This is a genomic window from Pseudomonas sp. B22(2017), from assembly GCF_002113105.1.
Lineage (GTDB): Bacteria > Pseudomonadota > Gammaproteobacteria > Pseudomonadales > Pseudomonadaceae > Aquipseudomonas > Aquipseudomonas asiatica.
In genome coordinates, this window is record NZ_NEJN01000002.1 from 1 (window position 1) to 26,397 (window position 26,397).

Genomic DNA, 26,397 nt, shown 5'->3' on the forward strand with positions numbered 1-26,397 from the left:
AAGGGGTGGGGCGATGTCTCCCACGGTCTGTACTGCTGTGAACAGTCAGAATCGGGCATTTAGTCCCACCACCCCTTCAAGTCTAACCATACAAGCGGGTTTACCCGCGAAGAGGCCCGCACAGGCAGATTCAATCCATCGGCGGCAACCGCCGCTTGACCGGTGTCTTCTTGATGATCGCCGTATTGGTTTCGGCCACCGTATAGAGGCGGTCGAGCAGCGTGTCCAGTTGCTCCATCGAGCGAACATGCAGGCGGGCAATGAAGCAGTCTTCGCCAATTACCTTGTCGCACTCGGTGAATTCGGGAATGGCGATGATCTGCCGTTCCACCTCCTGCAGCTTCCCGGGTAGCGGGCGGATGCGCACGATGGCCTGCAGTTGGTAGCCAAAGGCGCGTGGGTCGACCTCTACGGTGTAACCGCGCAACACGCCGCGTTCCTCCAGGCGACGCAGGCGTTCGCTGACGCTGGGTGAAGACAGCCCGCTGATCTGCGCCAGGGCCTTGAGCGAGCGGCGCGAGTCTTCCATCAGCGCGTTGATCAGCAGTTGGTCGATGGCATCGGTCATGGTCACCTCAATCAGGTTATTCGCGTGATTTGCCTTGATAGTAAAGGCAAACTGGCCAATCTTCCTTCGTTATGCGCTGGAAGGCCGGGCAGCAACCTTTGCATACTGTTGCCATCGTCAACAGGAGGTTTGAGATGGACAGTTCATTGCGTCGTGGCTCGCTGGAAATGGTTGCCGCCATGCTGATTTCCGGGACCATCGGCTGGTTCGTGCTGGTATCTGGCCAGCCGGTGCTGGAGGTGGTGTTCTGGCGTTGCGTGTTCGGTGCCGTGACCTTGCTGGCGATTTGCGCGGGGTTCGGCTTTCTGCGGCCTGGCGCGATAAGCCGTACGGCGTTCCTGTTGGCGATTGCCAGCGGTGTGGCCATTGTCGGCAACTGGGTGTTGCTGTTCGCCTCCTACTCGCGGGCGTCGATTGCCATCGGCACGGCGGTGTACAACGTGCAGCCGTTCATGCTGGTGGGGCTGGCGGCGGTGTTCCTGGGCGAGAAGATCACCCTGGCCAAAGTTACCTGGCTTAGCGTGGCGTTCCTCGGCATGCTGGCCATCGTCAGTGCCCATGGCGCGGGGCAGGGTGGCGGTGAGGACTATTTGCTGGGCATTGCGCTGGCGCTGGGGGCGGCCTTCCTGTATGCCATCGCGGCGTTGATCATCAAGCGCCTGAGTGGCACGCCACCGCACCTGATCGCGCTGATCCAGGTGGCCACGGGTGTGCTGTTGCTGGCGCCGTGGGTCAAGCTTGGCGGGTTGCCGGGTGAAGTGCCGGCGCTGGCCAGCCTGGTGACCTTGGGCATGGTGCACACCGGGTTGATGTATGTGTTGCTGTACAGCGCCATCCAGCGCTTGCCCACGGCGTTGACCGGCGCGCTGTCGTTCATCTACCCGATTGCGGCGATTCTTGTGGACTGGGTGGCGTTCGGGCACCGGCTGGCACCGTTGCAGTGGCTGGGGGTGGCGTTGATCCTGCTGGCGGCGGCGGGGATGCAGCAGGGGTGGTGGTTCCGGCCCAGGACGATAGCGGTCAAGGGCCATTGAGGCCGCTTTGCGGCCTATCGCCGGCAAGCCAGCTCCCACTTCGACCGCATCGGGCTCAAGCCATGCGCAGTACCTATAGGAGCCTGGCTTGTCAGCGATGAGGCCAGTACAGGCAGTACAAGTTGCTCCCAGGTAATGCACAGTTCTCAAAGCTTGCGCAGGACCTGTGGGAGCTGGCTTGCCGGCGATAGGGCGCGAAGCGCCCTCTGGGGGTAGAATGCCGCTTTTGCCAGCTTGCGACCCATGATGACTTCGCCGATCCAGACTCTGGAGCAACACCTGCTCGCCGCCCTCGACCCTGCCCCGCAGGAAACCCGCCGCCTGTTCCACGGCCGCGGCCGCTGCTGGGCGGGCCTGGAGCAGGTCACCGTGGACTGGCTGCAAGGCGTGCTATCGGTCGCCCTGTTCCGTGAGCCGCCTGGCGGCCAGCTGGCTGAACTGGAATCCATGCTGCTCACGCTCGCCGAGCGTCCACAGTGGACTGGTCAAGCCATCCTTCTCCAGCATCGCTACCTGCCCGACAGCCCGGGCCAGTGGCTGCTGGGCGAACCGTGCCAGCAGCGCGAGGTGGTCGAGGATGGGCTGGCCTACCTGCTGGACCTGGGCGTGCGGCAGAACAATGGCCTGTTCCTCGACATGCGCTATGGTCGGCGCTGGGTTCGCGAGCAGGCGGCGGGCAAGCGCGTGCTGAACCTGTTTGCCTACACCTGCGGTTTCTCGGTGGCGGCGATTGCCGGTGGCGCCCAGCAGGTGGTTAACCTGGACATGGCCAAGTCGGCGTTGTCCCGGGGCCGCGACAACCACCGCCTCAATGGCCACGATGCGTCGCGGGTGGCCTACCTGGGGCACGAGCTGTTCAAGTCGTGGGGCAAGGTGCGCAAGTACGGGCCTTACGACCTGATCATCATCGACCCACCGACCTTCCAGCGCGGCAGTTTTGTGCTGACCCAGGATTACGCGAAGATTCTGCGGCGCTTGCCGGAGTTGTTGAGCGAGGGCGGGACGGTGCTGGCATGCGTGAACGACCCGGGCATCGGGCCAGAGTTTCTGATCGAGGGGATGGCGGAGCAGGCGCCGTCGCTGGCATTTGTCGAGCGGCTGGAGAACCCGCCGGAGTTTCCTGACGTGGACCCGGCGGGGGGCTTGAAGGCTCTGGTATTCCGCCAGGTCTGATGTTGCCTGTACCGGCCCTATCGCCGGCAAGCCAGCTCCCACAGGTACTGCACAGGTCTTGAGTACTGTGGAGTCCCTGTGGGAGCTGGCTTGCCGGCGATAGGGCCGGACCTGCATGCATCAATTACTGATTGTTGGTGTAGATCTGGTCAAACACCCCACCATCATTGAAGTGGGTCTTCTGCACGGTGCGCCAGTCACCAAAGGTCTTCTCCACCGACAGGAAGTCCACTTTCGGGAAGCGGTCGGTGTACTTGGCCAGTACCGTCGCATCACGCGGGCGCAGGTAGTTCTGTGCGGCGATTTCCTGTGCGGCTGGCGACCACAGGTACTTCAGGTATTCCTCGGCCGCTGCCTGGGTGCCTTTCTTCGCCACCACCTTGTCGACCACGCTGACCGGCGGCTCGGCTTCGGCCGACACGCTCGGGTAGACCACTTCGAACTGGTCGCGGCCGAACTCGCGGGCGATCATCTCGGCTTCGTTCTCGAAGGTCACCAGCACGTCGCCGATCTGGTTGGTCATGAAGGTGGTGGTGGCGGCGCGGCCACCGGTGTCCAATACCGGCGCCTGCTTGAACAGCTTGCCGACAAAGTCCTTGGCCTTGTTTTCATCACCGCCTTGCTTTAGCACATAGCCCCAGGCCGACAGGTAGGTGTAGCGGCCGTTACCCGAGGTCTTGGGGTTGGGTACGATCACCTGTACGCCATCCTTGAGCAGGTCGGGCCAGTCTTTCAGCGCCTTGGGGTTACCCTTGCGCACGATGAACACAGTGGCCGAGGTGAACGGCGCGCTGTTGTTCGGCAGGCGGGTTACCCAGTTGTCCGGCACCAGCTTGCCGTTGTCGGCCAGGGCGTTGATGTCGGTGGCCATGTTCATGGTGATGACATCGGCCGGCAGGCCATCGATCACCGCTCGCGCCTGCTTGCTCGAGCCGCCGAAGGACATCTGCACGTTGACCTTCTCGTTGTGCTCGGCTTCCCAGTGCTTCTGGAAGGCCGGGTTGTAGTCCTTGTAGAAGTCGCGCATCACGTCGTAGGAAACGTTGAGCAGGGTGGGGGCAGCCTGGGCGAAATTGCCCAGGGCAAGGCCTGCGGCGAGCAGCGAGGCGGTGAAGAGTTTTTTCACGTTGCTTCCTTGTTATCGAGAAGGTGTTGGCAGTTTGCCTGCGACTATAGCGGGTGGAGTAGTGGTAGTTAAAGAACAAAAAATACTTTGTTTATGCCAACAGCAGCGCTGCTGTTGAGGTCAGTCACGTTGATCGCATCGAACTTAAATCATACGCGATCTTTGTAAGGATGGCGTGCTGGCGACAGGCGCTGGGCTGAGGGCTTTGGCATAAGACCTGATAAATTTACCAGTAGCCAGTTCAAATAAAAAGTACCCAGAATAGGCCTGAAACTGCAATTGGAGTTGATGGGGCGGTTTGATGTCATTGCGAAAGTCAAGGCAGAATTATTGTGTAGAATTAAAGGACTTAAGGGTGATTTATGAGAAGGGTTCGAATTTTCTATTGCAAAAATAGATTGGTAGTCGAAGAGAGTGAGAAAAACCTGAATTTTTTCTCTGTATCAAGATGGCCGCTTGCGTCGTTGGGGGCCAGCACCAAGCTGCTAATGAGTAGTGATACAGGGACAGTGTATGGGGAGGTTGCCAATGAAATTAATGAACTCTCATATACGCCCTACGGATTTGGCACGTACAATGGTATGGAGGGTAGGCAAGCTTTTAATGGTGAAAGACTCGATTTTGTAACAAGTGGTTATCTTCTAGGAAACGGGCATCGTCAGTTTGTGCCAAGACTTATGCGCTTCCTTTCGCCTGATCATTTAAGTCCTTTCAATAAAGGCGGTATCAATAGTTATGCCTACTGTGCCTCTGATCCGGTCAATGGTTTGGATCCTTCAGGTCGCGTAAATATTACAAAGCTTTTCATGCCGTGGCGTCGAACTGGTACAACCAGCTTCATGAAAGAAAAAGGTTTGCCGACGGGGCTTTTGAAACAGCTGCTTAAAAAGAGATCTGCTGATGAGCGTAGAAGTATATATTTATATGAGGCTCAGGGTGATGGTTACAAACACTACAGATTGGCTCGGGGAGAGGCTCCGGATCTGTTGCCGAGGACAGCAACTCATGAGAACTTTGGCGGGCGCGAGGTTTATGTTAAGGGTGGGTTGATAATTGATCTGAAAGGCGATTCAATGAAGGATTACAATTTTTCTATCACTGATGGTGTTGCTGGAAATTATGGTTTCGTCAGAGTACGCTCAAAGCCGATTGCAACAACTACTTTCGAACCCAATGAGGCTGGGGCTGCTGCGCTGGAAAAAGTGATGAAAAGTTGGTTTACAGCTGAAGAGTGGAATGAAAGCGGCGCTCCGGGTTTCAATAGCAATCAGGACCGGCTGAATGCAGGGATTAGACAAATTCGCCGATAGTCAAAACTTGCGATGGTCGGCTGCGGCTCACAGCCACAGCCGCCAACATCACAGCTTTGGAAACAGTCCGCTTCCGCACCGGGAACAGAACGCCGCGCCATGCTCGTGAGTTTTCTTGCTGCAGTTCGGGCAGGAGTGCTGCAACTGCTCCCCGCGCATGGCATTGGCCAGCTCGGCGGTAAAGATCCCGGTCGGTACGGCGATGATCGAATAACCGGTAATCATCACCAGCGACGACAGCACCTGCCCCAGCGGGGTTTTCGGCACGATGTCGCCGAAGCCCACCGTGGTCAGGGTAACGATGGCCCAGTAGATGCCCTTGGGAATGCTGGTAAAGCCATGCTCAGGCCCTTCGATCACATACATCAAGGTGCCGAACACCGTCACCAGGGTCGATACCGTCACCAGGAACACGATGATTTTCTGCTTGCTGCCGCGCAGCGCCTCCATCAGGTAATGGGCCTGCTTGAGGTACGGGCTGAGCTTGAGCACGCGGAAGATCCGCAGCATCCGTATCACGCGGATGATCAGAAGGTACTGGGCGTCGCTGTAGTACAGCGCGATGATTCCCGGCACGATTGCCAGCAGATCGACCAGGCCATAAAAGCTGAAGGCATAGCGCAGCGGCTTGGGCGAGCAGTAAAGGCGGGTGAGATATTCGGCCAGGAAGATCGCGGTAAAGCCCCACTCGATGCCGGCCAGCAGGCCGGCGTAGCCCTGGTGCACTTCGTCGATGCTGTCGAGGATGACGGTAACCAGGCTGGCCAGGATGATCAGCAGGAGGATCTTGTCGAAGCGTCTTCCAGCCACGGTATCGGTCTGGAAGACGATGATGTAGAGCTGCTCGCGCAGGCTCGCAGGGTTGTTCATTGGCTCGTTCCACAAAAGCGATGGGCTGAGCCTAGGGGCTGCATTTCAGCTGTGCAAGCGGCTGGCGTCACGCTGCCTGGGCTGGGCCAGGTGGTTACCCAGGTGCATCAGCCAGCATGCGGCGACGAACGGCGCGGTCAGGCCGGGCACCGGTAGCAGCTTGAACAGCGGTTGCAGCAGCAGGGCCAGGGCGATGGCCAGCAGTGTCACCCACGGCTTTTCACCTTGCCTGCTGAACGCCAGTGCCGCCAGCGCAGCGTTGAAACCGTAAAGGCCCATCCACGCTGCCTGTGCCTGGTCCGCGAGCAGCGCTACGCCGCCCCCAATGGCCGAACCGATCACCGCCCACATTGCGGCATAGGGGTTGGCGATGAACATGCCAATGCTGATCAGCAGGCCGGCCAGGGGCTGGTCGAGCAGGAAGATCTGGCCCACGCCGCGCGCCAACGCGTACAGCGGGTCGGCTTCGACGAAGCCGCTGGGCGAGGGGCTGGCGATCAGCAATACGGCCCAGCCCAGCAGCACGAAGGGTGCGGTGTAGGCGATCAGCAGCTTGCCGCCGCGCTTGCGCCACTGGTGGGTGATGATGCTGGACAGGCCGCCAGCGGCGATGATCAGTGGCGGCAGGATGACCGACCAGGGCAGCACGGCGCTGATCAGGATGCCGATCAGTACGCCGTTGTAGCTGTACAGGCCTGCCTGGCGGTCGGCACGGTCGTAGCCACGAGCCTGGGCGGTGAGCAGGCCGGCCAGGGCGCCGAGCAGGGCGCCACCGACCAGGCCGGGGGCGGTCAGCAGGATGGCCAGCAGGCAGCACAGGCCGCACAGGGGGTTGCGCAGCAGCAGCACCTGGCTGAAGCCGTTGAGTAACGCCGTGGCCCAGTCGGGGCACGGGTTGACGAAATTTTTGGTGTACATCGGGGCAGTCAGTGAGGTTGATGGGGCGCGGTGGGCCTCTTTGGGCCTCGGGTTTTCCGCAGTTGTGGTGTTTCTGTGTACGAGGAGGGCTTTGCCCTCCATTCGCAGCACAAGGCTGCTCCTACAAAGGGACCGCGCAGCGGGAGGTTTTCGCGGTCCCTTTGTAGGAGCAGCCTTGTGCTGCGAATGGGGCGCAAGGCGCCCCCGAAATCTCAGATCAAGGTCTCGATCCGCAGCGTGTTAGTCGACCCTGGTTTGCCGAAAGGCACACCGGCAGTGATCAGTAGCGTGTCGCCACGGCTGGCCATGCCTTGTGCCTGGGCAATCTCCAGTGCGGTGGATACAACCTCGTCCACCTGGCGCAGGCGGTCGTTGACCACCGAGTGCACGCCCCACGCCACGCTCAGGCGACGCGCGGTGGCCAGGTTCGGGGTGAGGTTCAGGATCGGTGCCCGTGGCCGCTCGCGTGCCGCGCGCAGGGTCGAGGCGCCCGACTCGCTGTAGTTGACCAGCACCGCCACCGGCAGGATGCCGCTGATACGGCGGATGGCGCAGCTGATGGCGTCCGATACGGTGGCCTCGGCCTTCGGCCGGCCAACGTCGAGCTGGGCCTGATAGTCCGGGCCGTTCTCCACCTGGCGGATGATCTTGCTCATCATCTGCACGGCTTCCAGCGGGTACTCACCCGAGGCAGTCTCGGCCGACAGCATCACCGCATCGGCACCTTCGGCCACGGCGTTGGCCACGTCGGTGACTTCGGCGCGGGTCGGCGCTGGCGAGAAGCGCATGGATTCGAGCATCTGGGTGGCCACCACCACCGGTTTTCCCAGTTGGCGGCAGGTGCCGATGATGCGTTTCTGGATTTGCGGCACGCTTTCGGCCGGCACTTCCACGCCCAGGTCGCCACGGGCCACCATGATCGCATCCGCAAGTTCCGCGATGGCTTGCAACTGTTCGACCGCCGATGGCTTTTCGATCTTCGCCATCAGGTAGGCACGGTCACCGATCAGCTGGCGTGCTTCGGTGATGTCTTCGGGGCGCTGCACGAACGACAGGGCCACCCAGTCCACGCCCAGCTCCAGGCCGAAGGCCAGGTCGCGGCGGTCTTTTTCGGTGAGCGGGGAGAGGTCGAGCACCGCTTGCGGCACGTTGACACCCTTGCGATCGGACAGCTCGCCACCGGCCAGCACTTCGGTGTCGATGGCGTCGCTGTGCTTGGCGGTGACGCGCAGGCGCAGCTTGCCGTCGTCCAGCAGCAGGTCCATGCCCGGCTCGAGGGCGGCGATGATCTCGGGGTGCGGCAGGTTGACCCGGCGGCTGTCGCCCGGGGTGTTGTCCAGGTCCAGGCGCAGGGCCTGGCCGCGTTGCAGCTGCACCTTGCCGTCGGCAAAGCGGCCGACGCGCAGCTTCGGCCCTTGCAGGTCCATGAGGATACCCAGTGGGTAGTTCAGTTGCTGCTCGACTTCGCGGATCCACTGGTAGCGCAGGGCGTGGTCGGCATGCTCGCCGTGGCTGAAGTTGAGGCGGAAGATGTTCACCCCGGCTTCTACCAGTTGGCGGATGTCGTCGATGCCTTTGATCGCAGGGCCGAGGGTGGCGAGGATCTTTACTTTTTTATCAGGCGTCATGATTGGGCAGTCTCGAGGATCAGGATGGCGCGGAAGTCGTTGACGTTGGTGCGGGTCGGCTCGGTGACGATCAGCGCATCCAGGGCGGCGAAATAGCCGTAGCCGTTGTTGTTGTCCAGCTCGTCGCTGGCCGACAGGCCCAAGGCTTCGGCGCGGGCGTAGCTGGCCGGGGTCATGAAGGCGCCGGCGTTTTCTTCCGAGCCATCGATACCGTCGGTGTCACCGGCCAGGGCGTACACGCCCGGCAGGCCTTTCAGGCTTTCGGTGAGGCTGAGCAGGAACTCGGCATTGCGCCCGCCACGGCCATTGCCGCGCACGGTCACGGTGGTTTCGCCGCCGGACAGGATCACGCAGGGTGCCTTGAGCGGCTGGCCGTGCTGGACGATCTGCCGGGCGATACCGGCGTGCACCTTGGCCACTTCGCGTGATTCGCCTTCCAGGTCGCCGAGGATCAGCGGGCTGAACCCGGCCTGGCGGGCTTTGACCGCGGCGGCTTCGAGCGACTGCTGGGGCTTGGCGATCAGCTGGAAGTGGCTGCGGGCCAGGGTCGGGTCATCGGCCTTGACGGTTTCCGAGGCTGGGTTGTTGAGCCAGTCGATAACGGCCTTGGGCGCTTCGATGTTGTAGCGCTTGAGGATGGCCAGGGCATCGGCCGAGGTGCTCGGGTCGGCCACGGTAGGGCCGGAGGCGATCACCGTGGCGAGGTCGCCCGGGACATCGGAAATGGCATAGGTGTACACCGTGGCCGGCCAGCAGGCCTTGGCCAGGCGGCCGCCCTTGATCGCCGAGAGGTGCTTGCGCACGCAGTTCATCTCGCCGATGGTGGCGCCGGATTTCAGCAGTGCCTTGTTGATCTGCTGCTTGTCGGCCAGGGTCAGGCCTTCGGCGGGCAGGGCCAGCAGTGCTGAGCCACCGCCGGACAGCAGGAAGATGACGCGGTCGTCTTCACTGAGGTTGCTGACCAGTTCCAGCACGCGTTTTGCCACGGCCAGGCCGGCGGCATCGGGGACCGGGTGGGCGGCTTCGACCACCTCGATCTTCTGGCAGTTGGCACCGTGACCGTACCGTGTGACAACAAGCCCGGAGACTTCGCCCTGCCAGCACTTCTCGACCACTTCGGCCATGGCGGCTGCGGCCTTGCCGGCACCGATGACGATGACCCGGCCGCTGCGGTCGGCGGGCAGGTAGGGTTCGAGGACTTGACGGGGGTGGGCGGCGGCGATGGCTGTGTCGAACAGCTCGCGGAGAAGTTTTTGCGGATCGACCGACATGGCAGGCTCCCAATTATTGTTGTTCTGCAGAATCAAAAACGCCCCTGGAACTGCCTCCGTGCAGGCCGAACCAGGGGCGGGTGTTGCTCGGTGCCACCGTTGAACCTGTGGTCGCAGGTTCAACGGTGTTGGCTTCTTCGCGGGTAAACCCGCTCCCACAGGGACTTCACAGAGGCTGAAGACGGCGTAAATCCTGTGGGAGCGGGTTCACCCGCGAAGAGGCCGGTGAAGGCTAAAAATTACTTACTTGTCGTCGCGGATCGAGAAGTTGGCCATGTGCTCCAGGCCTTTGATCAGCGCCGAGTGGTCCCAGTTGCCGCCGCCCAGGGCCTGGCAGGTGTTGAACACTTGCTGTGCATTGGAGGTGTTGGGCAGGTTGATGCCCAGTTCCTTGGCGCCTTGCAGGGCCAGGTTCAGGTCCTTCTGGTGCAGGTTGATGCGGAAACCTGGGTCGAAGGTGCCCTTGATCATGCGCTCGGCGTGCACTTCGAGGATCTTCGACGAGGCGAAGCCGCCCATCAGGGCTTCACGTACCTTGGCCGGGTCGGCACCATTCTTGGCGGCGAACAGCAGGGCTTCGGCAACGGCCTGGATGTTCAGGGCAACGATGATCTGGTTGGCCACCTTGGCGGTCTGGCCGTCGCCATTGCCACCGACGCGGGTGATGTTCTTGCCCATGGCTTCGAACAGCGGCAGGGTGCGCTCGAAGGCTTTCGGGCAGCCACCGACCATGATGCTCAGGGTCGCGGCCTTGGCACCGACTTCGCCGCCGGACACCGGGGCATCCAGGTAGGCAGCGCCGGTAGCCTTGATCTTCTCGGCGAAGGCTTTGGTAGCGGTAGGGGAGATCGAGCTCATGTCGATCACGACCTTGTTCGGGCCCACGCCTTCGGCCACGCCGTTGTCACCGAACAGGACGCTCTCGACCTGCGGGGTGTCGGGGACCATGACGATGATGAACTCGGCTTCCTGGGCAACTTCCTTCGGGTTGGCCAGGGCCACGGCACCGGCGGCGATCAGGTCGGCCGGGGCAGCGTCGTGGTGGGTGGAAATGAAGATGCTGTGACCTGCTTTCTGCAGGTTCTGAGCCATGGGCTTGCCCATGATGCCGGTGCCGATGAAACCGATTTTAGCCATGAGAGATTACCTCGTTGTATTTGTTGAATCTCGATGGAGCAGACAACGCGGCCCCGTGTAGGAGCGTGTGGTCCTTAAATAGCGTTATGGGTCTTCAGCCAGCCCAGGCCCGCTTCGGTGGTGGTCAGTGGCTTGTACTCCGCGCCCACCCAGCCCTGGTAGCCGATGCGGTCCAGGTGTTCGAACAGGAAGCGGTAGTTGATCTCGCCGGTGCCTGGCTCGTTGCGGCCGGGGTTGTCGGCCAACTGGATGTGGTTGATCAGTTTCAGGTTGGCTTCCATGGTGCGAGCCAGGTCACCTTCCATGATCTGCATGTGGTAGATGTCGTACTGCAGGAACAGGTTGTCGCTGCCAACCTCGGCCTGGATTTCCAGGGCCTGTTTGGTGGTGTTCAGGTAGAAGCCGGGGATGTCGCGGGTGTTGATCATTTCCATGACCAGGCGGATCCCGGCGGCTTTCAGCTTGTCGGCGGCGTAGCGCAGGTTTTCCACGAAGGTCTTGCGCACGGTGGCGCAGTCCGGGCCTTGTGGGCGAATGCCGGCCAGGGCATTGACCTGGGTGTTGCCCAGCACCTTGGCGTACTCGATGGCCTTGTCGACACCGGCGCGGAATTCCTCGACGCGGTCAGGGTGGCAGGTGATACCGCGCTCACCCTTGGCCCAATCGCCCGCCGGCAGGTTGAACAGCACCTGGGTCAGACCGTTGGCGTCCAGCTGCTGCTTGATCTCGGCAGCGCTGAAATCGTACGGGAAGAGGTACTCTACGCCGCTGAAACCAGCATCGGCGGCAGCCTTGAAGCGGGCCAGGAAGTCCTGTTCGGTGAACAGCATGGACAGGTTGGCAGCGAAGCGAGGCATGTTGTGTCTCCTAGCGATGAAGGCCCCCGGCGCCCTGAGGTAGGGGCCGGCACGGGGGCGTCAGGCGATCAGTCCAGCAGCGAGATGGCGGTTGGCGCGTCGTTGCCGACCAGGGCCAGGTCTTCGAACTCGTTGACCGCGTTGATCTCGGTGCCCATGGAAATGTTGGTCACACGTTCGAGAATCACTTCGACCACCACCGGTACGCGGAACTCTTCGGCCATCTTCTGTGCCTTGAGCAGGGCAGGGGCGATCTCGGCCGGCTCGAATACACGGATGGCCTTGCAGCCCAGGCCTTCGACCACGGCGACATGGTCGACACCGTAGGTGGCGGCGTCGGTCGAGTTGATGTTCTCGAACGCCAGTTGTACACAGTAATCCATGTCGAAGCCACGTTGCGCCTGACGGATCAGGCCCAGGTAGGCGTTGTTCACCAGTACGTGCACGTACGGCAGGTTGAACTGTGCGCCCACCGCCAGCTCTTCGATCATGAACTGGAAGTCGTAGTCACCCGACAGCGCGACCACCTTGCGCTTCGGATCGGCCTTGACCACACCGAGGGCGGCAGGGATGGTCCAGCCCAGCGGGCCGGCCTGGCCGCAGTTGATCCAGTGGCGTGGCTTGTACACGTGCAGGAACTGCGCGCCGGCGATCTGCGACAGACCGATGGTGCTGACGTAGCAGGTGTCCTTGCCAAATACCTGGTTCATTTCTTCGTAGACGCGCTGCGGCTTGACCGGCACGTTGTCGAAGTGGGTCTTGCGCTGCAGGGTGGCCTTTCGCTCCTGGCAGTCTTCCAGCCAGGCCTTGCGGCACTTCAGCTTGCCAGCGGCTTTCCACTCGCGGGCCACTTCGAGGAACACGTCCAGTGCCTTGCCAGCGTCGGAAACGATACCCAGGTCCGGGGTGAACACGCGGCCGATCTGGGTCGGCTCGATGTCCACGTGCACGAACTTGCGGCCTTCGGTGTAGACGTCGACGGAACCGGTGTGGCGGTTGGCCCAGCGGTTACCGATACCGAACACCAGGTCGGATTTCAGCAGGGTGGCGTTGCCATAGCGGTGCGAAGTCTGCAGGCCGACCATGCCGACCATCTGTGCGTGGTCGTCCGGGATGGTGCCCCAGCCCATCAGGGTTGGAATCACTGGTACACCGGTCAGTTCGGCGAACTCGACCAGCTTGTCGCTGGCGTCGGCGTTGATGATGCCGCCACCGGCTACCAGCAGCGGGCGCTCGGCGTCATTGAGCAGGGCCAGAGCTTTTTCGGCCTGTACGCGGGTGGCGGACGGCTTGTGCACTGGCAGCGGTTCGTAGGCGTCGATGTCGAATTCGATTTCGGCCATCTGCACGTCGAACGGCAGGTCGATCAGTACCGGGCCTGGGCGGCCGGTGCGCATTTCATAGAAGGCCTTCTGGAAGGCGTAAGGCACCTGGCCCGGCTCCAGAACGGTGGTGGCCCACTTGGTGACCGGCTTGACGATGTTGGTGATGTCGACAGCCTGGAAGTCTTCCTTGTGCAGGCGGGCACGTGGGGCCTGGCCGGTGATGCAGAGGATCGGGATGGAGTCGGCGGAGGCACTGTACAGGCCGGTGACCATGTCGGTGCCGGCTGGGCCGGAGGTGCCGATGCACACGCCGATGTTGCCTGGGTTGGCACGGGTGTAACCCTCGGCCATGTGCGAGGCGCCTTCGACGTGACGAGCGAGGACGTGATCGATGCCACCGACTTTCTTCAGGGCCGAGTACAACGGGTTGATGGCAGCCCCCGGGATGCCGAACGCGGTATCTACACCTTCACGGCGCATGACCAGAACGGCTGCATCGATTGCTCTCATTTTGCTCATGGTTTGTGCCTCATCGATTTTGTAATTGTATACAACTTGCTTTGTGCCAGAGTGTATTCACGGCTGGCCGCTCAGGTCAACGGGTTTTCGTCGGACGAGGTCGCTTTCGTTCAAGCGCCCGTGAAAACGGGCGTTTGCAATCTCGCATACGATCGTTTCAATTTATTGTATACAAAAAAAGATTCAGTTGTGTTCTATTGGCTTATCGGTTTTTCACCTGCCCTCAGGGCTTCTCACAACAAGAAGAGGACCTTTCCATGAACGCTTTGAACCTGAAAGTCGCGGTCAGCCTGGTGAATGCCGCGCTGGCGGCGGGCCGCAAGATCAACGCCGCGCCACTGACCGTGGCGGTGCTGGATGCCGGCGGCCACTTGCTGGCGCTGCAGCGCGAGGATGGCGCCAGCCTGATCCGGCCGGAGGTGGCTACCGGCAAGGCCTGGGGGGCGATTGCCCTGGGCAAGGGGTCGCGCCTGCTGGCGCTGGACGCGCAGCAGCGGCCGGCATTTTTTGCCGCGCTGAACGGGTTGGGCGAGCGACCGGTGGTGCCGGCGCCGGGTGGTGTGCTGGTGCGTGATCAGGACGGCAAGGTGTTGGGTGCGGTAGGGATCAGCGGGGATACGTCGGATATCGACGAGCAGTGCGCGATCAGTGCGATCGAGGAGGTGGGGTTGAAGGCGGATGCGGGTGTAGCAGCCTAAATCTCTGTTGCCTGTTCCGGCCCCATCGCCGGCAAGCTAGCTCCCACAGGTACATCACAGTTTTCAAGGTCTGTGGCGGCCCTGTGGGAGCTGGCTTGCCGGCGATGGGCTGCAAGGCAGCCCCACTGGCCCTGTCAGGCTAGCTCAGGCTCACACCCCTTGAGCACCATGCGGATGATGGTCTCCGCCGCCGCGTCATAGTCGCTGTCGGCCAGCTTGGCCTTGCCGGTCACGGCAGAGATCTGCCAGTCGAAATCGGCATAGGTCTGGGTCGCTGCCCAGATGCTGAACATCAGGTGATGCGCATCCACATGGGCGATTTGCCCGCGGTCGATCCAGCGCTGGATGCACTCGATGTTATGTCGCGCCTGCTCGTTCAGCTGCGCTACCTGGTTCGGCGACAGGTGCGGGGCGCCGTGCATGATCTCGCTGGCGAACACCTTGGACGCATGCGGCAGGTCGCGCGAAATGCGGATCTTCGAGCGGATGTACGCACTCAGCACTTCCTTCGGGTCACCGTCGGCATTGAACGGGGTCGACGCCTGCATGATCGGCGCGATGATACTTTCCAGGACCTCGCGGTAGAGGTTGTCCTTGGATTTGAAGTAGTAATACACGTTCGGCTTGGGCAGGCCGGCCTTGGCCGCGATATCGCTGGTCTTGGTGGCGGCGAAGCCCTTGTCGGCGAATTCCTCGCTGGCCGCGCGCAGGATCAGTTCCTTGTTGCGCTCGCGAATGGTGCTCATGGTCAGGGATCTTCCTCGTGTCTGGCCACCTCTAAGAGGGATCGGGCATGGTAGCACCGGGCTCGACGGGCGCTCAAGGCAGCGGCTTTGGGCTAGAATCCTGGGCACTCACTCTTCTGGATGCAGGCAAACATGGCAGGAAGCAGTCTACTGGTACTGATCGACGACATCGCCACTGTGCTCGATGACGTCTCGGTGATGACCAAGGTGGCGGCGAAAAAGACCGCAGGCGTGCTGGGCGATGACCTGGCGCTGAATGCCCAGCAGGTCACCGGGGTACGTGCCGAGCGCGAGATCCCTGTGGTGTGGGCAGTAGCCAAGGGCTCGATGGTGAACAAGGCCATCCTGGTGCCGGCGGCGCTGCTGATCAGTGCGTTCATTCCCTGGGCGGTGACGCCGTTGCTGATGCTGGGCGGTGCCTACCTTTGCTTCGAGGGCTTCGAGAAGCTGGCGCACAAGTTCCTGCACAGCAAGGCCGAGACTGACGCCGAGCACGAAGCGCTCAAGGAGGCGGTGGCCGATGCCAATGTCGACCTGGTGGCGTTCGAGAAAGCCAAGATCAAGGGCGCGGTACGTACCGACTTCATCCTGTCGGCAGAAATCATCGCCATCACCCTGGGCATCGTTGCCGACTCGCCGTTGACCCAGCAGATCGTCGTGCTGTCGGGTATTGCGGTGGTCATGACCATCGGCGTGTACGGGCTGGTGGGCGGTATCGTCAAGCTCGATGACCTGGGGCTGTGGATGACCCGCAAGGCATCACGCCTGGCCAGGGCGGTGGGTAACGGCATTCTGCGTGCCGCGCCATACATGATGAAGAGCCTGTCGGTGATCGGCACGGCGGCCATGTTCCTGGTTGGTGGCGGGATCCTGGTGCATGGCATCGCACCTCTGCATCATGCGATCGAGGCATTTAGCGAAGGGCGTGGCGGGGCGTTGACCGTGGCACTGCTGAACGGCGGTGTTGGGGTTGTGGCCGGTGCGGTGGTGCTGGCCGTGGTGGGCATTGCGGGGAAATTGTGGCGGGCGGTTCGGCCGGCCACCTGATTTGCATGGCCGGGGCTTTGCCCCGGTTCGCGGACAAGCCCGCTCCCACAGGGAATACACAGTTTCCGAAACCTGTGCCGTACCTGTAGGAGCGGCCTTGTGCCGCGAAGGGCTGTGCAGCAGCCCCTATGCTCCGATCAGAAGTGAACCTTGAGCAGGAAGCTCATGGTGTTCTGGTCGGTGGTGAAGGCATCGGAATCCTTGATGCCGTACTTGTTCTTCCAGTAGTCGTACTCCACACCCACATACAGCTGCTTCTCGCCCAGGTGCAAGGCCTTGCCCAGGTCATACTTGATCTGCGGGTTGAAGTGCAGGTTGGCCTGGTAGGTGCCGCGGCGGTTCTCGTCGTTGTCCACCACCCAGTCCATGAAACCGTCGATCAGCACATCGGACGAACCGACCGGAATGGTGTACGACCACACCGGGGTGATCTGCCACACGTTGTCGCCGGCGCGGCTGCCGTCGGTGGTGCGGTTGTAGAAGTTCAACTGGAAGTAGTCGAAGCCAGGGATGTCCAGGTCGAAACCAGGGCCGATCAGATACGACTCGGTATCACCTTCGCCGAACTCGTAGGTCATCGCCAGCAGTACGTCCTTGACCGGGCCGAACGCCAGCTTCTGGTCGAAGATCTTGCCGAACGACAGGCGCGGGCTGATTTCGCCGTAGTAGGTGTTCGGGCCGTTGCCCTCATCTTTCTGGCCCTGGTAGAAGATCTTGTCGACAAAGATGAAGTTATCGCCGTACTTCCAGCCATCAGCGTGCTCGAAGGTCACGGTTTGCTGGATCGACGGGTTGACCTTGAAGTTCTTGCCCCACAGGTAGGTCAGGCTGTTGTTCTGCCATTGCAGCAGGTCGCCGCCGAAGGTGGTGCCACAGGCCAGCAGGCCGCCGGCGAGGATCAGGCTGTTGATGGTACGCATTGCGAATGTCGCTCCCTTGATTGATCTGTTGTCAGCGCTCGTTATTGGCGCTTTTTGTCTTTTGAGTCAGCTTTTTTCGATAGGCCACAGCTGTTTGGCAAGGGTTGAGCCAACTTTCCTGGGCTGGCAAAACCTTCCTGCTCGACTTCGTTCTGAACGGATGAAAAGGGTCTTTCAGGCTGGCAACACGTTGGCCAACCGCCCGTATTCATTGACTGAGCGGTCAGTAAACGCAGGCAGAATCCGTTCTGCCCTGATCGAGGGGGCGCGCAGATTACTGGCTTGCGCGCCTTGCCTCAAGTGCTCCGTCCTGGAGCAGAGTGGAACAAACTTGTGCGTTTGGTCAGTTTTCTAGAAGTGCACTTTGATCAGCGCACTGGCGACACTCTGGTTGCTTTCCAGATTGCCGCGGCTGTCGATGCCGTACTTGTCCTTCCAGTAGCTGTACTCAAAGCCCACGTACAGCTGCTTGGCGCCCAGGTTCAGCGCTTTGCCCAGGTCGTACTTCACCTGCGGGTTGAAGTGCAGGTTGGCGTGGTAGGTGCCACGGCGGGTCTGGTCATTGTCGGTGACCCAGTCCATGTAGCCGTCGATCAGAATGTCGGACCTGCCCACGGGGATGGTGTAGGACCAGCCGGGGGTGATCTGCCAGACGTTGTCACCCGGGCGGCTGCCCTCGGTGTTGCGCACGTAGAAATTCAGGGTGAAATAGTTGAAGCCGGGGACGTTCAGGTCGAAACCTGGGCCGATCAGGTAGGCCTCGTTGTCGCCTTCGCCGCGCTCGTAGGTCATGGCCAGCAGTACGTCCTTGATCGGGCCGAAGGCCAGCTTCTTGTCAAAGATCTTGCCGAATGACAGGCGTGGGCTGAACTCGCCGTAGTAGGTGGTGACGCCTTTGCTGGCGTCGGCCTTGCCGTTGTAGAAGATCTTGTCGACGAACATGAAGGTGTCGCCGTACTTCCATTTGTTGGCGTGCTCGAACGTGATGGTCTGCTGGATATCAGGGTTGACCTTGAAGTCCTTGCCGTACAGGTAGGTCAGGCTTTCGCCGTGCCATTGCAGCCATTCGCCTGCATGCGAGGGGAGGGTGGCCAGCAGGCTGCTGCCCAGCAACAGGGACGTGGTGATGCGCTTCATGTTGTGATTCCCGGACTTATTGTTTTTGTTGGCGGTTTATTTGGCGCGCAGGCGCCCCGGGCGGCCCATTCCGGCGGGCCGACGGTGTTGCGTTTACTGCCTGTGTGAATGCGGGGCGGCCATGCGCCGCCCCGTCTGGCTCAATGTTGGTGACAGGCTTCGTTGTGCACCGCGCGGTCGGCACCACCAAGGATGTTGAACAGCACGTTCAACACCAGGGCGCTGACCGTGGCCATGGCGATGCCACTGTGGGTGATGGGCTCCATCCACTGGGGCATCTGGGCGAAGAACTCCGGACGTACCACGGGGATCAACCCGAACCCGACGCTCACTGCAACCAGCAGCTGGTTGCGACGGTCGCCGATGTCCGCCTCCTGGAGAATCTTGATCCCGGTGGCGGTGACCATGCCGAACATGGCGATGGACGCGCCGCCCAGTACCGCTGGCGGGATCGAGGCAATCAGGAAGGCCGCCTTGGGCAGCAGGCTGAGCAGGATCAGCAGTGCACCGGCCACGATGGTGACATAGCGGCAGCGCACCCCGGTCATCTGCACCAGGCCGATGTTCTGTGCGAACGAGGAGTGGGTGAAGGTGTTGAAGAAGCCGGCGATGAACGACGCACCGGCATCGCACAGCAGGCCGCGACGCAGCATCCCTGGGGTAACTTCACGATCGGTCACCTTGCCCAGGGCCAGGAACATGCCGGTGGACTCGACGAAGATGATCACCACCACCAGGCACATGGACAGGATCGGCGCCAGGCTGAAGGTCGGCATGCCGAAGTGCAGTGGGGTCACCACTTGCAGCCACGGTGCGTCGTTCAGGCCCGACAGGTCGACCATGCCGATGGAGCCGGCCAGGATGTAGCCCAGGCCCATGCCCACCAGCACCGACACGTTGACCCAGAAACCGCGCATGAAGCGGTTGATCAGCAGGATTACCGCCAGTACCAGGCCGGCCACCAGCAGGTAGATCGGCGAGCCGAAGGTATCTGCCTGTTGGCCACCACCGGCCCAGTTGACTGCCACCGGGAACAGCGACAGGCCAATCGAGGTGATCACCGTGCCGGTAACCAGGGGGGGGAAGAAGCGTACGACCTTGGACATGAACGGCGCGATCAGCATGCCGAAGAACCCGGCGGCAATGGTCGCACCGAAGATCCCCTGCAGGCCCACCCCGGGCATGCCGGCCATGGCCACCATGCTGCCGACGGCAGCGAAACTGGCACCCATCATCACCGGCATGCGGATGCCCACCGGGCCGATACCGAAGGACTGGATGATGGTGGCGACGCCAGCGACCAGCAGGTCGGCGTTGATCAGGAAAGCGACTTCTTCACGGGACAACCCGGCGGCCTGGCCGATGATCAACGGCACGGCGATCGCGCCGCCGTACATCAGCAGAACGTGTTGCAGGCCAACCAGGATCAGTTGGAACAGGGGCAAGGGCTCGCGCGGCGGCGCAACAGGGATGTACGCCTTGCGTGACTCGGACATGCAGCACCTCGAGTTTTGTTTTTATTCTCGGATCCAAGCGCCGGCCTCAGGCGGCAGGCTCGCTGTAAAGAGAGCCTGGGGTTCCCGCCTGACGCTGAACGCTCGATGCTTGCTTGTTGCATATGTCTTGAAACAGAGGCCGGGAGTGCCGGCCTCTTCGCGGGTGAACCCGCTCCCACAGGGGGCGGTGTTATCCCGACAATTGTGTTTCAGTTGACCGGGGCGCCTTTGGCGATCCAGTCACCGACCAGCTTGCGCTCTTCGGTGGTCATCTGGGTGATGTTGCCCAGCGGCATGATCTGGCTGGCGACCGCTTGCGCCTGGATGCGCGCGGCCTGGGCCTGGATCTGCTGCGGGGTGTCGAACATCACGCCGGCAGGGGCGGCGCTGAACAGTGGGCTGGTCGGCTTGGACGAGTGGCACACGGTGCAGCGTTCCTGGATGACATTGTGGATCTTGTCGAAGCTCTCGCCGCCAGCCTGGGCGTTGGCCTGGGCAGGGGCTTCGGCCGGCGCGGCCGGCGCTGCGGCAGCCTTGGCGGCGTCTTCGGCGCGTTGCTCGGCGGCGGTCTTGCCACCTACAGCGGTCGCGGGCAGTGGCTGGTACTCGACCTTCGCCGCGGCTTGCTCAGGGCTGACGGCCATCGGTTTCGGGCCGGTGACATAGGCCAGGCAGATCATCGCCAATGCGCCGACCGGCAGGGTCCAGGCGTACTTGTTGCTGTCGTGGCGGGTGTTGAAGTAGTGGCGGATCAGGACCGCGGCTACTGCGATACCGGCCAGGATCAGCCAGTTGTACTGGCTACCGTAGGTGCTCGGGAAGTGGTTGCTGATCATGATGAACAGCACCGGCAGGGTGAAGTAGTTGTTGTGGCGCGAGCGCAGGAGGCCCTTGGCCGGCAGTACCGGGTCTGGGGTCTGGTTGTTCTCGATCGCCGCAACCAGCTGGCGCTGGGCCGGCATGATGATGCGGAACACGTTGCCGACCATGATGGTGCCGATGATCGCGCCGGTGTGCAGGTACGCACCACGGCCGCTGAACACCAGGCTGAAGCCCCAGCATGCCGCGATGATCAGCACGAACAGTACTGCACCGAGCAGCGCTGGCTTCTTGCCCAGGGGCGAGTCGCACAGGAAGTCGTAGATGAACCAGCCGGCGATCAGCGATCCGATACCGATGGCCACGCCTTCGGCACCGCTCAAGGTGCTGCCAGGGGCCAGCAGGTACAGGGTCGGGTTCCAGTAGAACACCACGCACAGCAGGGCAATACCGGACATCCAGGTGAAGTAGGCCTCCCATTTGAACCAGTGCAGGTTCTCGGGCATTTTCGGGGGGGCGAGCTTGTATTTCTCCAGGTGGTAGATACCACCGCCGTGAATTGCCCAGAGATCACCCGACAACCCATCGCGCGGGTTGCTTCGGTTCAGGTGGTTCTCCAGCCAGACGAAGTAGAACGATGCACCGATCCAGGCGACACCGGTGATCATGTGAACCCAGCGAATGCTCAGGTTCAGCCATTCGTGAAGGTGTGCTTCCACAGTATGTACCTCTTGCCGGTCACCCGCTCGGGCAATGCCCTTGAATGACCGACCTTTTCTTATTGGTGGGGATTGAGGACCAGCATCTGTTCCTCGGTGAAGTAATGCTCGTCGCAGTTGTTGCCGGAACCACTGCGATCAACCACCAGGAAGTCATCCCGCTTTTCGATCGTCAGCACCGGGTGGTGCCAGACGCCGCGATGGTAATTAACGCCCTGCCTGCCATTACTGCGGAAGGCTCGGACCAAACCTGATACAGGTGCATCGCCAACTGGCGCGACCACGATCAGAAAGGGGTTGCCGAGCAGCGGGATGAAAGCCTGGCTGCCCAGCGGATGGCGTTCCAGCATGCGCACGGTCAGCGGCATGTCCAGCGCGTCGGCGCGGAAGATGCTGATGATCGCCTTGTCTTCAGGCTCGGCGGTTTCGACCGTGGCGAGCTTGTGAAAGCGCATGGTCGAGCCGTTGTTGATCATGAAGTGGTCGCTGCCGTCGGTTTCGATCACGTCTCCGAAGGGGGCGAAGGCTTCTTTGGTCAGGGGCTCGATCATCAGGGTGCGCATGCGGATATCTCTTCTATGTTCGTTGTTCTGGATAAGGCTCAAGCGTTGCGGCGGCTTTACAGCTGCAGCAGGCGGAACAGGGCGATCAGGTTGATCTGCGCCAGGGCTTCCTTGAATTCGGCATCGGCATCGTTGTGGATGCGTTTTTCGAAGGAGGCGAGGATCTGGTGCCGGTTGCTGCCTTTTACCGCCATGATGAACGGGAACTGGAACTTGGCCTTGTAGGCGTCGTTCAGTTCGGTGAAACGGGCGAACTCTTCGGCGGTGCACTGGTGAATACCGGCGCCGGCCTGCTCGTTGGTGCTCGATTCGGTCAGCTCGCCCTGGATGGCGGCCTTGCCGGCCAGGTCCGGGTGAGCGTTGATCAGCGCCAACTGGTCGGCGTGGTTGGCGCTGAGCAGGATGTCGCTCATGCGCTGGTGCAGCGCCTCGATCTCGTCCAGTTCGCCCAGTTGGCCCAGGTCATAGGCTTTTTCGGCTACCCACGGCGAGTGCTCGTAGATGTCGGCGAAGGCCTTGACGAAGGCGTCGCGGTCCAGGACGGATGGCTTGAGGGTCTTGAAGGCGGTCATCAGGCGTTCTCTTTCTTGTACGGGTGGGTGGCGTGCCAGTGGCGGGCGATGTCCACGCGACGGGCGAACCAGACCTGGTCATGGCTTTTTGCGTAATCGACGAAGCGCTTCAGTGCGGCCAGGCGCGCCGGGCGGCCGACCAGGCGGCAGTGCAGGCCGATGGACAGCATTTTCGGTGCTTCGGCGCCCTCGGCGTACAGCACATCGAAGGCGTCCTTCAGGTACTGGAAGAACTGCTCGCCGCAGTTGAAGCCCTGTACCTGAGTGAAGCGCATGTCGTTGGTGTCGAGGGTGTAGGGGATCACCAGGTGCGGCTTGCCGGTAGGGTTGTTCGGCTCCCAGTAGGGCAGGTCGTCGTCGTAGGTGTCGCTGTCGTACAGGAAGCCGCCTTCCTCCATCACCAGGCGACGGGTGTTCGGGCCGGTGCGGCCGGTGTACCAGCCCAGCGGGCGCTCGCCGGTGATTTCGGTGAGGATGCGGATGGCTTCGAGCATGTGCTCGCGCTCCTGGGCCTCGTCCATGTACTGGTAGTCGATCCAGCGGTAACCGTGGCTGCAGATTTCATGACCGGCCTCGGCCATGGCACGGATCACGTCGGGGTGGCGCTGGGCGGCCATGGCCACGGCGAAGATGGTCAACGGCACGCCGCTGTCCTTGAACAGCTTCAGCAGGCGCCACACGCCGGCACGGCTACCGTACTCGTACAGCGATTCCATGCTCATGTTGCGCACGCCCTGCAGTGGCTGGGCGGCGACCATTTCCGAGAGGAACGCTTCGGACTCCTTGTCACCGTGCAGGATGTTGCGTTCGCCACCTTCCTCGTAGTTGAGGACGAAAGACAGCGCGATGCGAGCGTTGCCCGGCCATTGCGGGTGAGGAGGGTTGTTGCCGTAACCGATCAGGTCGCGAGGGTAGTCAGCGCTCACTGCAGTCTTCCTTCTTGTGCGTTTGTGCGGGGGTGGGCGGACCGCGTCGGGATGTCGCACCACCGGATGGGCTGATTGTATACAACTTCTGAAATCTTTTGTAAGCCTGTTTTTCCGCATTTCTTCCCTTTTGTCGCCTCGCAGCGAACTGGAAAAACAGTGCAAGAAACCTGCCTGATTGGTCAGCTAATGACGTTGGTGTCGTTACCAGGCCTGTCTTTGCGATCGGTGGGTCGCTCAGGGGCAAGATTCGCTGCGGGCGACAGATGGGTTGAAAAAATTGTGTACAATCTTGGCTCGGAATGTCTTAATGGCGTCATTCCCGCCTGCCGCAGGCGCTATGCTGGTGCGACGGCTGAGTATTTTTTGCCCACAGATTGAACAAGAGGCGACAAGCAATGGGACGTTTGACCACACACGTACTGGATGCCGCGCATGGCTGCCCGGGCAGCTCGATCAAGGTCGAGCTGTACCGTGTCGAAGGCCAGCAGCTTGAGCTGGTGAACACCGCCCTGACCAACAGCGATGGCCGCGTCGATGCGCCGCTGCTGCAGGGCGACGATTATCGCACTGGCGTCTACCAGCTGCAGTTCAGCGCCGGTGACTACTACCGTGCCCGCGGCGTGCAGTTGCCGGCCCAGGCGTTTCTGGATGTCGTCGTGCTGCGCTTTGGTATCGACGAGCAGCAGGAGCACTACCACGTGCCGCTGCTGATCTCGCCGTACAGCTATTCGACCTATCGTGGAAGCTAGTTGGTCGCTAGAAGAATCTTCGTAGGTCCTTTGGCCCGCTCTCACACTGGCGGGCTTTTTTTCGTCTGCGTTTTTTATATCAGGTCAAATCACTCACATTTCTGCCAGTACTCTCTTTTTGGTTCATCTGGGATGATCAGCTACCAAGTTGAGGAGCCAGCCTGATGGACACAAAAAATGCGTATGCGCCCTATGGCTACCATCTGCCTGATCAGGGTGTACTCGGCTTCAACGGTGAACAACTGGACCCAGTCACCGAGCATTACCACTTGGGTAATGGTTATCGAGCATTCATTCCCTCTTTGATGCGGTTCAACAGCCCGGACAGCTTGAGTCCGTTCGATCAAGGTGGTTTGAACGCGTATGCCTACTGCCAGGGCGACCCAGTGAATTACCAGGATCCAAGCGGTCATAGCCTTTGGAAAAGGCTGATGGGGGTTGCAAAGCCGCCCAAGCGAGTAGAGGTTCTGGCTGCAGTTGCTAACAAGGGGGTATTTACAAAACTGGTAGGCTGGCACGGGACGAGCCGAAAAAATATTCCTTCATTGGCTAAGGGGCTATCGCCAGTGTATTCAGAGCCTCATAGGCAAGCCCAAGGGCAAGGCTTCTATGTCGCGCCAACCCCTGAACACGCCAAAACATACGCTAATGCCTACGACGATGGTGTTGTCCTGCCGGTACTCGTGCGCAAGGATCTTAATCTGGTCCCCGGTGTAGGTTATAAAAAGGATGTATTTGATGTAGTAGCGATCTTGCCGGCGGCATTTGAGGTTGTAAGCGTGCGGGAAACCGTTCCTTCAGGCGTGACGCCAGCTGAACTCCCTCGAACGGGCATCTTCGCGAAAAAACCAGCACCGGCTAAATAAAAGAGAAGGGCGCCGGAGCGCCCTTTTTGGATGTGGAGGGTTCAGAGGAACACGAACTTGGCAATGAAGATTGCGCACAGCACCCACAGGCTGGCGGAGATTTCCTTGTACTTGCCGGTACCTGCCTTCAATGCCACATAGCTGATGAAGCCCAGGGCAATACCATCAGCGACCGAGAAAGTCAGCGGCATCATGATCACCGTGACGATCGCCGGAATGCTGTCGGTGGCCTCGTCCCAGTGGATATGCGCCATGCTGCCCATCATCAGCATTGCCACGTAGATCAGTGCGCCCGCGGTGGCATAGGCCGGAATCATTCCGGCCAATGGCGCAAAGAACATGGCGGCAATGAACAGCAGGCCGACCACCACCGCCGTCAGGCCGGTACGGCCACCAGCGGCCACACCGGCAGCACTTTCCACATAACTGGTCACCGGCGGCACACCGACCACGGCACCGAACACACTCGAAGCGCTGTCAGCCTTCAGCGCCTTCGACAAGTTCTCGATACGCCCGTCCGGTGCCACCAGGTTGGCCCGCTGCGCTACGCCCATCAGGGTGCCGGCGGTGTCGAACATGTGCACGAACAGGAACGCCAGCACCACGCTGATCATGCTGACGTTGAAAACGCCGGCCACATCCATGGCCATCCAGGTCGGAGCCAGGCTAGGCGGCATCGACATCACCCCGCCGAATTTCACCAGGCCCAGGCCCCAGCCGGCCAGGGTGACACCGATGATGCTGATCAGGATTGCACCGAACACCCGCTTGTAGCTGAGGATGGCGATCAGCAGGAAGCACACCGCCGCCAGCAGCGGCCCTGGCTCATGCAGCGAGCCCAGCTTGATCAGCGTGGCGGGGCTGTCGACGATGATGCCTGCCGTCTTCAGGCCGATCAGCCCGAGAAACAATCCGACGCCGGCCCCCATGGCATGGCGCAGGCTGACCGGGATGCTGTTGAGCAACCATTCGCGCACTTTCGACAAGGTCAGGAACATGAACAGCACGCCCGAGACGAATACTGCGCCCAGTGCCGTTTCCCAGTTGTAGCCCATGGTGCCGACCACGGTGTAGGTGAAGAAGGCGTTGAGCCCCATGCCTGGCGCCAGGCCCACCGGCCAGTTGGCGTACAGGCCCATCAGCAGGCAGCCCAGCGCGGCGGCGATGCAGGTGGCGACGAAGGCGGCACCGTGGTCGATGCCTGCGTCGGCCATGATGTTGGGGTTGACGAAGATGATGTAGGCCATGGTGATGAAGGTGGTCACGCCGGCGATCATTTCGGTTCTGACGGTGCTGCCGTGTTGCTTGAGTTTGAAAATCCGCTCCAGCCAGCTCGTTTCGAGCGGTGGAGCAAGATCCAGCGTAGGGGCTTCGGATTTGCGGCTTTCCACAGCGAGTAC

The 26,397-nt window shown here is 61.3% G+C and carries 24 protein-coding genes and 1 pseudogene; 7 read left to right on the forward strand and 18 right to left on the reverse strand.

The features are described from left to right. Positions 1-130 precede the first annotated feature (130 nt). Positions 131-568 (reverse strand): Lrp/AsnC family transcriptional regulator, encoded by a 438-nt coding sequence (locus tag CAG18_RS03930; RefSeq protein WP_003260363.1) that lies wholly within the window; start codon positions 566-568, stop codon positions 131-133. Between the two features lie 134 nt (positions 569-702). On the opposite strand from CAG18_RS03930, the gene CAG18_RS03935 reads away from it, so the two are divergent. Then, positions 703-1,602: a DMT family transporter gene (locus CAG18_RS03935; RefSeq protein ID WP_085720431.1), complete on the forward strand. Its 900-nt coding sequence runs from the start codon at positions 703-705 to the stop codon at positions 1,600-1,602. A 246-nt stretch (positions 1,603-1,848) separates the two neighbouring features. Continuing rightward, entirely contained in the window at positions 1,849-2,775 is a 927-nt protein-coding gene (locus CAG18_RS03940) for a class I SAM-dependent methyltransferase (protein ID WP_085720432.1), read from the forward strand. 124 nt (positions 2,776-2,899) lie between these two features. On the opposite strand, the gene CAG18_RS03945 is transcribed toward CAG18_RS03940, so the two are convergent. Continuing rightward, a complete protein-coding gene (locus CAG18_RS03945; RefSeq protein WP_015271174.1) occupies positions 2,900-3,901 on the reverse strand; it encodes a sulfate ABC transporter substrate-binding protein in 1,002 nt (333 codons plus the stop codon). 362 nt (positions 3,902-4,263) lie between these two features. Here CAG18_RS03945 and CAG18_RS03950 point away from each other — a divergent pair, with 362 nt between their 5' ends. Continuing rightward, positions 4,264-5,211 (forward strand): RHS repeat-associated core domain-containing protein, encoded by a 948-nt coding sequence (locus tag CAG18_RS03950; protein WP_085720433.1) that lies wholly within the window; start codon positions 4,264-4,266, stop codon positions 5,209-5,211. A 48-nt stretch (positions 5,212-5,259) separates the two neighbouring features. Here CAG18_RS03950 and CAG18_RS03955 read toward each other — a convergent pair whose 3' ends face one another. The 7 genes from CAG18_RS03955 to gcl form a co-directional block, all read right to left on the reverse strand. Continuing rightward, positions 5,260-6,081, reverse strand: coding sequence for an ion transporter (locus CAG18_RS03955; protein ID WP_061551041.1), 822 nt, complete (start codon positions 6,079-6,081; stop codon positions 5,260-5,262). A 45-nt stretch (positions 6,082-6,126) separates the two neighbouring features. Then, a complete protein-coding gene (locus CAG18_RS03960; RefSeq protein WP_085720434.1) occupies positions 6,127-6,999 on the reverse strand; it encodes an urea transporter in 873 nt (290 codons plus the stop codon). 212 nt (positions 7,000-7,211) lie between these two features. Next, positions 7,212-8,627 (reverse strand): pyruvate kinase, encoded by a 1,416-nt coding sequence (gene pyk / locus CAG18_RS03965; protein ID WP_013973542.1) that lies wholly within the window; start codon positions 8,625-8,627, stop codon positions 7,212-7,214. Further along, positions 8,624-9,898, reverse strand: a complete 1,275-nt coding sequence (locus CAG18_RS03970) for a glycerate kinase (protein WP_054573080.1) — start codon at positions 9,896-9,898, stop codon at positions 8,624-8,626. The genes pyk and CAG18_RS03970 overlap by 4 nt, the downstream gene beginning before the upstream one ends. A 243-nt stretch (positions 9,899-10,141) precedes the next feature. Next, complete coding sequence (locus tag CAG18_RS03975) at positions 10,142-11,035, reverse strand: 2-hydroxy-3-oxopropionate reductase (protein WP_003259509.1); 894 nt, start codon at positions 11,033-11,035, stop codon at positions 10,142-10,144. Between the two features lie 74 nt (positions 11,036-11,109). Next, entirely contained in the window at positions 11,110-11,892 is a 783-nt protein-coding gene (hyi, locus tag CAG18_RS03980; protein WP_003259508.1) for a hydroxypyruvate isomerase, read from the reverse strand. Positions 11,893-11,960: 68 nt separating this feature from the next. Beyond that, positions 11,961-13,736: a glyoxylate carboligase gene (gene gcl / locus CAG18_RS03985; protein WP_015271168.1), complete on the reverse strand. Its 1,776-nt coding sequence runs from the start codon at positions 13,734-13,736 to the stop codon at positions 11,961-11,963. A gap of 257 nt (positions 13,737-13,993) precedes the next feature. On the opposite strand from gcl, the gene CAG18_RS03990 reads away from it, so the two are divergent. Continuing rightward, the gene (locus tag CAG18_RS03990; protein WP_013973539.1) at positions 13,994-14,434 is read left to right on the forward strand and encodes a heme-binding protein; all 441 of its coding nucleotides are present in this window, start codon (positions 13,994-13,996) and stop codon (positions 14,432-14,434) included. Positions 14,435-14,568: 134 nt separating this feature from the next. On the opposite strand, the gene CAG18_RS03995 is transcribed toward CAG18_RS03990, so the two are convergent. Further along, a complete protein-coding gene (locus CAG18_RS03995) occupies positions 14,569-15,180 on the reverse strand; it encodes a TetR/AcrR family transcriptional regulator (RefSeq protein ID WP_015271167.1) in 612 nt (203 codons plus the stop codon). Positions 15,181-15,312: 132 nt separating this feature from the next. On the opposite strand from CAG18_RS03995, the gene CAG18_RS04000 reads away from it, so the two are divergent. After that, a complete protein-coding gene (locus CAG18_RS04000; protein ID WP_015271166.1) occupies positions 15,313-16,227 on the forward strand; it encodes a DUF808 domain-containing protein in 915 nt (304 codons plus the stop codon). 137 nt (positions 16,228-16,364) lie between these two features. Here the strand turns inward: CAG18_RS04000 and CAG18_RS04005 are convergent, their stop codons facing one another. The 7 genes from CAG18_RS04005 to puuE all read right to left on the reverse strand — a co-directional run bounded on the left by CAG18_RS04005 (position 16,365) and on the right by puuE (position 23,379). Beyond that, positions 16,365-17,147: an outer membrane protein OmpK gene (locus CAG18_RS04005; protein ID WP_025340033.1), complete on the reverse strand. Its 783-nt coding sequence runs from the start codon at positions 17,145-17,147 to the stop codon at positions 16,365-16,367. Between the two features lie 351 nt (positions 17,148-17,498). After that, positions 17,499-18,284, reverse strand: a complete 786-nt coding sequence (locus tag CAG18_RS04010) for an outer membrane protein OmpK (RefSeq protein WP_015271165.1) — start codon at positions 18,282-18,284, stop codon at positions 17,499-17,501. A gap of 140 nt (positions 18,285-18,424) precedes the next feature. Beyond that, positions 18,425-19,780, reverse strand: coding sequence for a nucleobase:cation symporter-2 family protein (locus CAG18_RS04015; protein WP_013973535.1), 1,356 nt, complete (start codon positions 19,778-19,780; stop codon positions 18,425-18,427). A 209-nt stretch (positions 19,781-19,989) separates the two neighbouring features. Further along, positions 19,990-21,318 carry a urate hydroxylase PuuD gene (locus CAG18_RS04020; protein ID WP_015271163.1) on the reverse strand — a complete coding sequence of 443 codons (1,329 nt, stop codon included), beginning with the start codon at positions 21,316-21,318 and terminating at the stop codon, positions 19,990-19,992. A gap of 59 nt (positions 21,319-21,377) precedes the next feature. Further along, positions 21,378-21,881, reverse strand: coding sequence for an ureidoglycolate lyase (locus CAG18_RS04025; RefSeq protein ID WP_003259500.1), 504 nt, complete (start codon positions 21,879-21,881; stop codon positions 21,378-21,380). 56 nt (positions 21,882-21,937) lie between these two features. Beyond that, the gene (gene uraD / locus CAG18_RS04030) at positions 21,938-22,453 is read right to left on the reverse strand and encodes a 2-oxo-4-hydroxy-4-carboxy-5-ureidoimidazoline decarboxylase (RefSeq protein WP_085720435.1); all 516 of its coding nucleotides are present in this window, start codon (positions 22,451-22,453) and stop codon (positions 21,938-21,940) included. Beyond that, entirely contained in the window at positions 22,453-23,379 is a 927-nt protein-coding gene (puuE, locus tag CAG18_RS04035; RefSeq protein ID WP_013973531.1) for an allantoinase PuuE, read from the reverse strand. The genes uraD and puuE overlap by 1 nt, the downstream gene beginning before the upstream one ends. 398 nt (positions 23,380-23,777) lie before the next feature. Between puuE and uraH the strand changes: the two genes are divergently transcribed. Beyond that, on the forward strand, positions 23,778-24,131 hold the full coding sequence (uraH, locus tag CAG18_RS04040) for a hydroxyisourate hydrolase (RefSeq protein ID WP_003259496.1): 354 nt from the start codon (positions 23,778-23,780) through the stop codon (positions 24,129-24,131). 179 nt (positions 24,132-24,310) lie between these two features. After that, positions 24,311-24,553 (forward strand): annotated as a pseudogene (locus CAG18_RS27245) (RHS repeat-associated core domain-containing protein); the annotation flags it as partial. A 485-nt stretch (positions 24,554-25,038) separates the two neighbouring features. Here the strand turns inward: CAG18_RS27245 and CAG18_RS04050 are convergent. After that, positions 25,039-26,388 (reverse strand): NCS2 family permease, encoded by a 1,350-nt coding sequence (locus CAG18_RS04050; protein ID WP_013973528.1) that lies wholly within the window; start codon positions 26,386-26,388, stop codon positions 25,039-25,041. Positions 26,389-26,397: the final 9 nt, after the last annotated feature.

What these genes read in the sequence shown, in the direction of transcription:
- CAG18_RS03930 (WP_003260363.1), bottom strand. Translation starts at nt 568, where the DNA reads ATGACCGATGCCATCGACCAACTGCTGATCAACGCGCTGATGGAAGAC.
- CAG18_RS03935 (WP_085720431.1), top strand. Translation starts at nt 703, where the DNA reads ATGGACAGTTCATTGCGTCGTGGCTCGCTGGAAATGGTTGCCGCCATG.
- CAG18_RS03940 (WP_085720432.1), top strand. Translation starts at nt 1,849, where the DNA reads ATGACTTCGCCGATCCAGACTCTGGAGCAACACCTGCTCGCCGCCCTC.
- CAG18_RS03950 (WP_085720433.1), top strand. Translation starts at nt 4,264, where the DNA reads ATGAGAAGGGTTCGAATTTTCTATTGCAAAAATAGATTGGTAGTCGAA.
- CAG18_RS03955 (WP_061551041.1), bottom strand. Translation starts at nt 6,081, where the DNA reads ATGAACAACCCTGCGAGCCTGCGCGAGCAGCTCTACATCATCGTCTTC.
- CAG18_RS03960 (WP_085720434.1), bottom strand. Translation starts at nt 6,999, where the DNA reads ATGTACACCAAAAATTTCGTCAACCCGTGCCCCGACTGGGCCACGGCG.
- pyk (WP_013973542.1), bottom strand. Translation starts at nt 8,627, where the DNA reads ATGACGCCTGATAAAAAAGTAAAGATCCTCGCCACCCTCGGCCCTGCG.
- CAG18_RS03970 (WP_054573080.1), bottom strand. Translation starts at nt 9,898, where the DNA reads ATGTCGGTCGATCCGCAAAAACTTCTCCGCGAGCTGTTCGACACAGCC.
- CAG18_RS03975 (WP_003259509.1), bottom strand. Translation starts at nt 11,035, where the DNA reads ATGGCTAAAATCGGTTTCATCGGCACCGGCATCATGGGCAAGCCCATG.
- hyi (WP_003259508.1), bottom strand. Translation starts at nt 11,892, where the DNA reads ATGCCTCGCTTCGCTGCCAACCTGTCCATGCTGTTCACCGAACAGGAC.
- gcl (WP_015271168.1), bottom strand. Translation starts at nt 13,736, where the DNA reads ATGAGCAAAATGAGAGCAATCGATGCAGCCGTTCTGGTCATGCGCCGT.
- CAG18_RS03990 (WP_013973539.1), top strand. Translation starts at nt 13,994, where the DNA reads ATGAACGCTTTGAACCTGAAAGTCGCGGTCAGCCTGGTGAATGCCGCG.
- CAG18_RS03995 (WP_015271167.1), bottom strand. Translation starts at nt 15,180, where the DNA reads ATGAGCACCATTCGCGAGCGCAACAAGGAACTGATCCTGCGCGCGGCC.
- CAG18_RS04000 (WP_015271166.1), top strand. Translation starts at nt 15,313, where the DNA reads ATGGCAGGAAGCAGTCTACTGGTACTGATCGACGACATCGCCACTGTG.
- CAG18_RS04005 (WP_025340033.1), bottom strand. Translation starts at nt 17,147, where the DNA reads ATGCGTACCATCAACAGCCTGATCCTCGCCGGCGGCCTGCTGGCCTGT.
- CAG18_RS04010 (WP_015271165.1), bottom strand. Translation starts at nt 18,284, where the DNA reads ATGAAGCGCATCACCACGTCCCTGTTGCTGGGCAGCAGCCTGCTGGCC.
- CAG18_RS04015 (WP_013973535.1), bottom strand. Translation starts at nt 19,780, where the DNA reads ATGTCCGAGTCACGCAAGGCGTACATCCCTGTTGCGCCGCCGCGCGAG.
- CAG18_RS04025 (WP_003259500.1), bottom strand. Translation starts at nt 21,881, where the DNA reads ATGCGCACCCTGATGATCGAGCCCCTGACCAAAGAAGCCTTCGCCCCC.
- uraD (WP_085720435.1), bottom strand. Translation starts at nt 22,453, where the DNA reads ATGACCGCCTTCAAGACCCTCAAGCCATCCGTCCTGGACCGCGACGCC.
- uraH (WP_003259496.1), top strand. Translation starts at nt 23,778, where the DNA reads ATGGGACGTTTGACCACACACGTACTGGATGCCGCGCATGGCTGCCCG.